Source organism: Staphylococcus sp. HMSC068G11 (assembly GCF_001815825.1).
GTDB classification, from domain to species: Bacteria; Bacillota; Bacilli; order Staphylococcales; family Staphylococcaceae; genus Staphylococcus; species Staphylococcus epidermidis.
Genome location: NZ_KV822083.1, coordinates 317 through 10,506 on the forward strand (window position 1 = coordinate 317; position 10,190 = coordinate 10,506).

The following is a 10,190-nucleotide window of genomic DNA, read 5'->3' on the forward strand; positions in this document are numbered from 1 at the left end:
ATTATTTCAATAGAAATTGTCTTTATTTACTTATTCTGGGACTTTATGTCCCAGCCTCATTTTCAATTTTGCACCGCTTTTATTGTCCAACCCAAATCGTAAAGATTTATTTTTAACCGTAATTTTTATAATCTAGAAAATTAATGTGGGTCTACCATATCTTCTGGTTTTATCCACTCTTCAAATTGTGATTCAGTTACATATCCACTTTCTATTGCAGATTCTTTTAAAGTAAGTCCTTCTTTGTGTGCCTTTTTAGCTATTTGGGCTGCTTTCTCATATCCAATATGAGGATTCAGAGCCGTAACTAGCATTAATGATTGATTTAAATAATTATTAATGTTTTCTTCAATCGGTTGAATACCAATTGCACAGTTTTTATTAAAGGTATTCATTCCATTTGCTAATAAGTAGATAGATTGTAAAGTGTTATGCATAATTACCGGTTTAAATACATTTAGTTCAAAATTACCTTGTGAACTTGCGATACCTACCGTCGTATCATTCCCCATGACTTGTACTGCTACCATAGTTAACATTTCACATTGTGTTGGATTTACTTTTCCTGGCATAATAGAAGATCCGGGTTCATTTTCTGGAATTGAAATCTCAGCAAGACCTGCACGCGGTCCAGAGGCTAGCCATCTAATATCATTTGCAATTTTCATTAAATCTGTCGCTAGCGCCTTTAATGTACCATGTAATTGTACAATCTCATCATGAGAAGTTAAAGCATGAAATTTGTTTTCAGATGATACGAAAGCATACCCTGTGTTTTTGGAAATATATTTAGCTACTTTATGACCAAATTCTGGATGAGCATTAATTCCCGTTCCTACTGCAGTGCCACCAATTGCTAAATTTAAAATATGCTTTTTTGATTCTGATAGTAATTGCTCACATTTTTCTAACATATAGCGCCAACCACTTATCTCTTGACCTAGTTTAATAGGCGTTGCATCTTGCAAATGTGTGCGTCCAATTTTAATGATTGATTGATATTGGTCTTCTTTTTCTTTAAAAGTTTGACGTAAATGGTTAAGTGCTGGCTCTAACTTAGTTTCAACTTCATGGAACAATGCGACATGCATGGCTGTAGGAAATGTATCATTTGAACTTTGAGATTTATTTACATCATCATTTGGATGAATAGCTTCCTTGCTTCCATGTTTCTTAAGGTATTCATTAGCTACATAACTTACGACTTCATTAACATTCATATTGCTTTGTGTACCACTACCTGTTTGCCAAACAACAAGTGGAAAATGATCGTCTAGTTCTCCATTTAAAATACGATCACAAGCATAAACGATGGCGTTCTTTTTTTCATCACTCAATTTTCCTAATTCATGATTTGCTAAGGCCGCACCTCTTTTTAGTTGAGCAAATCCGTAAATGACTTCTATAGGCATATGCTCTTTGCCAACTGGAAAGTTTCGTTTACTTCTTTCAGTCTGTGCACCCCAATATTTGTCTTCTGGTACTTCAATTTCTCCAAATGTATCATGTTCAATTCTGACTGACATCTATATCGCTCCCCCTATTGTTCTTTGTTTAATTGTAGTATAGCACTATTTAAATTAGATGAGCAATGTTGAAATAAACCGTTTTCATTTAAAAGAATATTTTCCTAATAAAATAAAAATGAGTCCTAAATGAATTTTTTCATGCTCATTTAGGACTCATATATTAAAATATTTCTTACTTATTTAATTCTTAGGTTGTTGATATTTTGCTTTAGTAGCCTGAACAATAGCAATTGCTGTTAAAACAAATAGTATCACGCCTATAGTGAGAGTAACAGGACTTATACTTACTAAAACACCTAAAAATCCTGGTAATTCATTATAAAAATCATCCAAGGTGTATGTCAAAACTCCCGTTATTAATAGACAACAAACCACACTAATCATCACACCAGACTGATTACTTTTTATAAAAGTATGTGCATTGACATTATCAATAATACCTTTTGATAAATTAAGTTGAAGTTGTACAATTTTGAACAATAGTGGCAAGTATAAAGCGCCTAAAGCAAGTGGAAAACCTTTTATAGATAATAAACTCACTATAACAGTAACTATAACAAAGTGAATCCAGTATTTTCTTAACATTTAATTAATCTCCTTGTGTTAATGACTGTAAGTATCATATCATAACCAATCAAAAGGAGTGAATATTTATATAACAAATCGTGTGAAAGATAATAAAATATAAAAATCCAATAACTTAACATACTGATAAGCTACTGGATTTATATAAAATCTATTTACTATTTTTAAAATCTTAACGAACTTCGTTATCATGAGGTTGATTTAATTTTTCTTCATCATTCTCCTGTGAAATTTGTTCCATTTCTTTTCCTAATTCTTTTAAATCATCTAAATCAGTCACCATAGCGTTTTCTTCTTCATGATAATTTAATTTGGAATCTTTTTTGTTCGCCATCATTTATCCCTCACAAACTTATTTTATGCAAAACGTGCAGTGAAGTACTCTTTTACGTCTTCAGGTAAACTTGCAGCCGCTTCTTTATCTAAGATAACATTGACCATACGGTGTGCTTTTAAATCCGATGGTTCAAAACTAGTCTTACCATTTTCACGGTAAAGTTTTTCTACCATATCGCGTTTATTAGCACCAGTAATAACTAAGAAAATTTCTCTAGCTTCCATCAAACCTTGACGTACGCTAACGTCAAGTTTGCCATTTTCATCAATCGTAAGGACTTGCATTGTCAATTTACCTTTATTTTCTTTAGTCTTAATCTTATCTGAGATAAAGTCAATTGCATCATTTTCGTAAGAAATCGAATAAATTTGGCCAGTTGGCACACCCAAAGCCTCATAATAAGAATGATTATCATCATAATCTAAAATATTTATTTGACTGAAATCAACTGCATGATTTTCCACATTTTTCTTAAGTTCATCAAACACTGGTGCATGTTCTTTGCCCAAATGAAATCCTGCAATTGTAGTTGGATTATTATTAAATTGCTTACGTAGAATATCTGCAGTATATTCTGCTACTTTTTCACTATTGTCAAATACTTTAAAATTCATTGCCATGTTAACTACACTCCTCTAAGTTTGCTCTTTTAATTAAGTCGATTTAATTTAAAGTATACCCTTTGTATTAATTATCAAACTATTATTTTTTATAGGTTCACAATTAATATAACATTTCTTGGGTTTATCTTGCATTTACTTTATCTATTAACATTAATTATGAAAGGTTAGGATAATCTTGTTGTCTCAAAGCTTCGTAAATCAGTAAAGCAGCAGTATTAGAAAGATTAAGAGAACGTATATTGTCACTCATTGGAATTCTTAGAGCTGTTTTTGCATATTTCTCCTTAACCCAATCAGGAAGACCAGTAGTTTCTTTACCAAAGATAAAATAATAATCCTCATTAGTATTAGAAAAATTAAAATCGCTGTAGGTCTGTTTACCAAATTTTGTTAATAAATAGTAGTGACCTTCTGTATTAGCAAAAAATTCTTCAATACTATCGTGATATGTAATATTAACATGCTCCCAATAATCAAGTCCTGCACGTTTTAACATTTTGTCTTCTGTACTAAAGCCGAGTGGTTTAATTAGATGAAGATGGGTTAAAGTCCCTGCACAAGTACGTGCAATATTTCCTGTATTTGCTGGTATTTCTGGCTGATATAGTACAATATGATTCGTCATTTTTGTTCTCTCCTCATTTGCAAACCTTTTTTCATTTCGATCTGCACTTCTTCAATCTCATTTTCATAATGTGCATCAATAAAAGGTATAGCATCATCCTCTAAAATTTGTCCAATTGCCCAATATGCAGTACCTCTAATCATAGGTCTTGGATCATTTAATGCAACTTCTTTTAGTTCTGGTATAGCACTTTCTTCTTTAAAATGTGCCAAAGCTATAATAGCATTTCTTTGTATTGGTTTTTTACCTCTCCAAGCACCTGCTAAATGTCCATATGTACTTTTGAATTTCTTGTTGCTCATTTGAAGTAAAGGTACAAGACGTGGCTTCAAAATTTCCGGTTCCAAGACAATATCATCATGCTGAGTATTGATACCACGATTTTTAGGACAAACTTGTTGACACGTATCACACCCATATAATCTATTTCCAATTTTATATCGATATTCATCTTGAAGATAACCTTTAGTTTGAGTTAAAAAACTAATACATTTTTGACTATTTAACTGACCATTTCCAACAAGTGCACCTGTTGGGCAGCGATCAACACAAATTGTACAGTCACCACAACTATCTAATAATGGATCATCAGGTTCAAACGGTATACTTACTAACATTTCACCTAGGTAAGACCAAGTCCCTAATTCCGGAGAAATCACAAATCCATTCCTACCCGTGAATCCTAACCCAGCTCTTTCTGCTACTGCTCTATCTGACAATACACCAGTATCCACCATAGATTGGATTTCGACATCAGGTACTTTTTCTTTGATGAAATCAGCTAATTTATCAAGTCTCTTACGCATAATGCTGTGATAATCTTGGCCCCATGATGCCCTAGCAAACATGCCTCGACGATCACCTTTAACACTTTTTGGTGCACCTTTAAGTTTATTAGGATAACCCACAGCTATTGCGATGATAGAACGTGCGCTAGGTAAACTTAGTTTAGGTTCTGTACGTAATGATATATTTGATTCCTCAAAACCCGATGCATACCCCTTTGCATGATATTCCTCTAATTTTTGTTTCAATTCATCAAAAGGATCTGCAGTTGTAAATCCAATACTATCAATGCCTATAGAATGAGCAAAGTCTATAATTTCTTTTTTTAGTTTATTGTTCATAAGCTTTGCCACCTTTTTAAAATTACATATGCTATTCTAACATAAAATTATGTATCAGAGTTGGCATAATATTGTGATGATTAAAAATTATAGCCTATGATATAAATCATTATCATAGGCTTTCAAAATTGTGTAGCTTATCGCTATTTAGATTTAAAAATGCATGTTTTAGATAACTTTAACACTATTTATTAATTCAATCTTGAGAAAAGTATTTGTTTCCAAACTTCTATAAGTATTTTTATGATATACTAATTCTCTTTTAAAAGTTTAAAATAATGTCACTATAACAAATTCGCTAACTGAGAATAGTAAACTTTAACTTTTATCATTCGAAAATAAATTTTATAACACTCGTGATAAAAAATTTTGAGTTCGACTGTGTTGAGGATTTTCAAATATGTTTTGTGGTGTACCAGATTCAACCACAACACCATCGGCCATAAATACCACTTTATCACTTATTTCTTTAGCAAAGTTCATCTCATGCGTGACAATCACCATTGTCATGCCTTCATTCGCTAATTGTCTCATTACTTTTAAAACATCCCCTACTACTTCAGGATCAAGTGCAGATGTTGGTTCATCAAATAACATAACATCAGGTTCCATTGCCAAAGCTCTTGCAATAGCAACTCTTTGTTTTTGACCTCCAGACAGTTGATTAGGATATGAATCTGCTTTATCTTTAAGCCCCACTTTTTCAAGTAAATATAAAGCTTTCTCTTTTAATTGATCTTTACTATCTTTATGTAATAAAAGTGGTGCTAACATTACATTTTCAATGACCTTTTTATGAGGAAATAAATTAAAATTTTGAAATACCATACCCATTTTTTGTCGTAAATTATCTAATTGAACATTATGTTGGGTTAATTCATTATCTTCAAATATAACTTTACCCTTTGAAGGTACATCTAACAAATTCATACAACGGAGTAAAGTACTTTTACCACTTCCAGATGGTCCAATTATTGCAACCACTTCACCTTTATCAACAGTAAGATTAATATCTCTCAATACTTCATTTGCTCCAAATTTTTTATTTAAATTTTTAATATTAATCACTGGCACTCATTCTCCCTTCAATAAAATTCATAACACGTGTAAGTGCAAATGTAAGTAAGAAATATAGTAATGCTGCAACTAACAATGGTGTGAATGGATCAAAAGATATTCCTTGTACAACTTGTGCATTAAACATGATTTCACTCACTCCAATTGTGGAAACTATAGACGATTCTTTAATCAAGGTTACAAATTCATTACCTAAAGCAGGTAAAATTTTCTTAATTGCCTGTGGCAAAACTACTGATTGCATAGTCTGTCTATAATTCATTCCTAAACTTCTAGCAGCTTCAGTTTGTCCTTTATCTACAGCATTAATACCAGCTCTAAAAATCTCAGCAATGTAGGCTGAAGAATTTATAACAAGCGCAATAGTACCACAAATTAAAGCTGAAATATCTAACCCCAAAGCTGCAGTAGTCCCAAAAAATACAATGAACACTTGCACAAGCATTGGAGTACCTCTTAAAAATTCTATGTATATACCTGCTATCCATTGTAATGGTCTAATTTTACTTAATTTTAATAAAGCTATAAAAGAGCCTAAAATAGACCCCAATACCACACCTACTAATGAAATCAAAATAGTATTTTTAATTCCTTTAATAAAAAAACTGCCATATTTAGAAATAAAATTTCCATCATCTTGCATATCTTCGGCTGCTTTTGTCATGTATTGATCAATTAAATTTTTTTCTTTTACATTATCAATTGTTTGATTTAACTTATCTAAAAGTACAGGAGAGTTCTTAGGAACAGCTATACATGTTTGTTTCTTTTCTTCATTAAATTTAGTCTTTGAAAATGTTAGTTCAGAATTTTGTTTTAAATAGGCCTCACCTACTGGTTTTTCAACAACTACACCCGCTACTTTTCCACTTTTTAAAGATAATATAGCCTCAGGTAATCTATTGAGCGAAGAAATTTTACTATCTTCAATCTCAGTTTGTGCAATTTTTTCTTGATCTGTTCCTTTTTGTGCAGCTATGTTTTTGCCTTCAAAATCTTTGATATTTTGATAACGTTTTGCTTCATCTTTTTTAATCATCATCACATTGTTTGTAATCATGTAAGGTTTTGTAAAATCCACTTCTTTTTTTCGTTCGGGAGTTGTCGTCATACCGGATATGATAATATCGATTTTACCGGTCTTGAGTGCACCTAATAAGCTATCAAATTGCATGTTTACAATTTTTAACTTTAAATGATTATCTTTCGCAATTTTTTAGCTAATTCTATATCTACACCTGCATATTCAGTTTTACCATGTATCGTCTTTTCAAATTCTAAAGGTGCATAATCAGCTGATAATCCAACTCTTAGTTCTCCTCGATTTTTAATTTTAGTCCAATTTTCATCTTCATTTGCATATGTACTCGGACTGATAAATAACGTGAAAGTACTTAACATTAATATTATGATTGATAACATTTTGAACAAACACTTCATTGTTTTTAACCTCCTTTTTAATAATTATACATTATTATACATAAATACTCATACGTGCGCAATTAGATTTCCAAATATTGTATAAAAAAATACCCGAGACATTGAGTATCTCGGGTATTTTATGCTATCTAAACTTAATAAATATGTTCATTAAGTTATTCAAATTTCAGCTTATAACTTAAGAAAAAACAAAGAGTTTGTTATATATCATACACTATTTCCTAATATAATAATTAAAATTAATCTTTTGAGATTTCAAATTTATAAATCTCATCACTGTAAGTACTTAATACTTTTTTACAAATTTTATGTACAATAAAGGCACCTACAAATGGTATAACGAAATATCCAATAGCTAATAAAATAATATTCATAGATGGATTTCCCGACATACGGTTTAATGCATTGATGGGACCAACCAGTCCAGTATAACCAAAACCAGCAGATAGTGCAGTCCCTTTAATTTTTAAAATATATGCAACTATACCACATATGACTCCATTAATTGTCAATGGAATAGCTATAATTAAATGCTTTAAGTAAACAGGAATCATCATTTTAGCAGCACCTATGAGTAATACCACGTTAACTCCTAGAGAATTAACTCTTAAAGATCCAAATAAAAAGGTTACACAAGCTGCAACTATTCCCATATTTGCAGCACCACTTCCTAAACCAGTAAGATTAATTGCTGTTGCTATAGCAACTAACGAGATTGGAGTTACCATTAATAAAGAAAATGTTACACAAATTAATATAGACATTAATAATGGATTTAATTCTGTGAACCTGTTTACTAGTTTTCCTAGTGACTGCGTAATGACTTGAACGTAAGGTAATGTTAATAACCCTATTAATCCACTAATTACAGGAACTAAAACGGGTAAAATAATCATTTCTAAGGAACCTAATTTACCTTCTAAAAACATATAAATGAAACAAGCTAATATAACTACTAAAATTACATTTATAATATCTCCAATTCCTTTTAATTCAATTGTTTGTCCATTATAGTGTACTGCTCCAGAACCTAGCATTGCTGAAATACCAATTATTGCAGCACCTGTACCTTTAAATTTAAATTGGTGCGCAGCAAGAACTCCTATAATAAAAGCCATAAAAGATTGTATGATTGTTACTAGCTGAAAAATCGTTTCTAGTACATGATTACCTTCTTTAAAGAATTTTAATAATTCACCTAATAAGGCATTAGGTAATAATGCAATAACTACACCTGCACCTACTGCATTCAAAATGTTGTTAAAAAATCGCTTTCCATTGATTTGCGAATGACTCATGTTAAACCTCCATTTAAAACATTAAATTAATCGTATTATAGAAACGAAATATAAACAATCATTTAATATCAAATTTCATGTCAATAATTAAAGAAAAGTGAGCAATTATTCTTATATATGGATAATATTTAACATTTACTTATTAGATAAAAAAAGCATCCAAGGTTAAATTGTACATTTAACCAATGGATGCATACACTATATATATTATAAAAACTAAATTTAATTATTGAATATTTATATCAGGTATATTGTTTCTTAGGAATTGCTGAACGAAATCATTTATATAAACACTGCTATTGTATTTATTATCTACGCCACCATAATGTATTCCAATAACTTGATTTTTACCATTAAATACTGGAGATCCAGAGTTTCCACCTACAGTACTTAGGTCATATCTTAATTCCTCGCCACCAATATAGACAACCTTACCTACACTTTCCCACATTGTGGCTAACGGTTTGTCACCAGGGTAACCAGTAACAGTGATGTTTTCATTAATTCTAGTATCTGTATTGCTACTTATAGTTGCAGGTTTAACTACTTGCCCAATATGTTGATTATGTTCGTTCGGTGACACTCTTAAGATTGCTAAATCACTATTACCAGGATACGGTATGATTTCTTGACCCACAAATTTGCCATTAGGATAGTCATTTTCATTTTTAGCTGAAGGATGGACACTAATATTTCTTGGATTACCCTTAGCTCCATTAACGACGTGTTTATTAGTTAATATTTCATTTTCACCTACAACAACACCTGAACCACTCATATATCCACCATCTATTGGTATATAAATAAAACTAACAGCATCATAATGACCTTGTGTAGTATTAAAAATTTGATGTCTATTATTATTAGGCAATATTACACTTGGGTAACTTTTATTTTGACTTGGTTTAATATTATGGCTCGAACTATTAATATCTAAAACATTTTTGTTTTCTGTGCCAAGTGAGGAATGATTATGGCTTTGTGTATCGGTTTTTGCATAAGAAGTATTTACCATTGTAGTAGTTACTAACGCTGCAATTGTCATTGTACATATAGATAAAAATCTCTTTTTCATATGATAACCTCCAAAAATTATAAAAATTATTTTTTAATAACAGCTGTTATAATTAAATTATATATATAAACTGAAAAAAATATGTGATTAAATGCCTAAATGTTAAAATAAAAACCCTATCTGTTTGCATTTTATTAAATATTATACTTATTTATTTAAATGTTTTTTATAAGAATTTGGACACAATTATTAGTAACTTACTTATTTATAAAATTTTAGAGACTATCAAATGATAAATAACAATTAGCTCTTAAAAAATTAAAAAAGTGAAAACATTAAACTTACAATGTTTTCACTCTAAAAAAATTTGAATTTATACCGGTGGTCGGGATCGAACCGACACTCCAATAAAGGAACGGGATTTTGAGTCCCGCGCGTCTGCCAATTCCGCCACACCGGCTCAATATATAAACAAAAAACTTCCCAATGGAAGTAAATAATGGAGCGGAAGATAGGATTTACACCTATATCTCA

At 30.9% G+C, this 10,190-nt stretch carries 9 protein-coding genes, 1 tRNA gene and 1 pseudogene; all 11 read right to left on the reverse strand.

Annotation, left to right across the window (positions count from 1 at the left end; genetic code table 11):
* Positions 1-140: 140 nt before the first annotated feature.
* The 11 genes and pseudogenes from fumC to HMPREF3058_RS06110 all read right to left on the reverse strand — a co-directional run bounded on the left by fumC (position 141) and on the right by HMPREF3058_RS06110 (position 10,116).
* Complete coding sequence (gene fumC, locus HMPREF3058_RS06060; RefSeq protein WP_002491359.1) at positions 141-1,526, reverse strand: class II fumarate hydratase; 1,386 nt, start codon at positions 1,524-1,526, stop codon at positions 141-143.
* Between the two features lie 183 nt (positions 1,527-1,709).
* On the reverse strand, positions 1,710-2,114 hold the full coding sequence (locus HMPREF3058_RS06065; RefSeq protein WP_002446761.1) for a hypothetical protein: 405 nt from the start codon (positions 2,112-2,114) through the stop codon (positions 1,710-1,712).
* Positions 2,115-2,286: 172 nt separating this feature from the next.
* Positions 2,287-2,448, reverse strand: a complete 162-nt coding sequence (locus HMPREF3058_RS06070; RefSeq protein WP_002490111.1) for an SAS053 family DNA gyrase inhibitor — start codon at positions 2,446-2,448, stop codon at positions 2,287-2,289.
* A gap of 23 nt (positions 2,449-2,471) precedes the next feature.
* Complete coding sequence (locus HMPREF3058_RS06075; protein WP_002491357.1) at positions 2,472-3,071, reverse strand: 6-phosphogluconolactonase; 600 nt, start codon at positions 3,069-3,071, stop codon at positions 2,472-2,474.
* Positions 3,072-3,228: 157 nt separating this feature from the next.
* Complete coding sequence (trmL, locus tag HMPREF3058_RS06080) at positions 3,229-3,699, reverse strand: tRNA (uridine(34)/cytosine(34)/5-carboxymethylaminomethyluridine(34)-2'-O)-methyltransferase TrmL (RefSeq protein ID WP_002446764.1); 471 nt, start codon at positions 3,697-3,699, stop codon at positions 3,229-3,231.
* Entirely contained in the window at positions 3,696-4,826 is a 1,131-nt protein-coding gene (gene queG / locus HMPREF3058_RS06085; protein ID WP_002476052.1) for a tRNA epoxyqueuosine(34) reductase QueG, read from the reverse strand. The genes trmL and queG overlap by 4 nt, the downstream gene beginning before the upstream one ends.
* A 345-nt stretch (positions 4,827-5,171) precedes the next feature.
* Complete coding sequence (locus tag HMPREF3058_RS06090) at positions 5,172-5,894, reverse strand: amino acid ABC transporter ATP-binding protein (RefSeq protein WP_002446766.1); 723 nt, start codon at positions 5,892-5,894, stop codon at positions 5,172-5,174.
* Positions 5,887-7,343: pseudogene (locus HMPREF3058_RS06095) on the reverse strand (ABC transporter substrate-binding protein/permease). The gene HMPREF3058_RS06090 and the pseudogene HMPREF3058_RS06095 overlap by 8 nt, the downstream one beginning before the upstream one ends.
* 239 nt (positions 7,344-7,582) lie before the next feature.
* Complete coding sequence (locus tag HMPREF3058_RS06100) at positions 7,583-8,641, reverse strand: PTS sugar transporter subunit IIC (protein WP_002446768.1); 1,059 nt, start codon at positions 8,639-8,641, stop codon at positions 7,583-7,585.
* Between the two features lie 226 nt (positions 8,642-8,867).
* The gene (locus tag HMPREF3058_RS06105) at positions 8,868-9,716 is read right to left on the reverse strand and encodes a trypsin-like serine peptidase (protein WP_002491358.1); all 849 of its coding nucleotides are present in this window, start codon (positions 9,714-9,716) and stop codon (positions 8,868-8,870) included.
* 316 nt (positions 9,717-10,032) lie between these two features.
* Positions 10,033-10,116 (reverse strand) — tRNA-Leu (locus HMPREF3058_RS06110).
* Positions 10,117-10,190 lie beyond the last annotated feature (74 nt).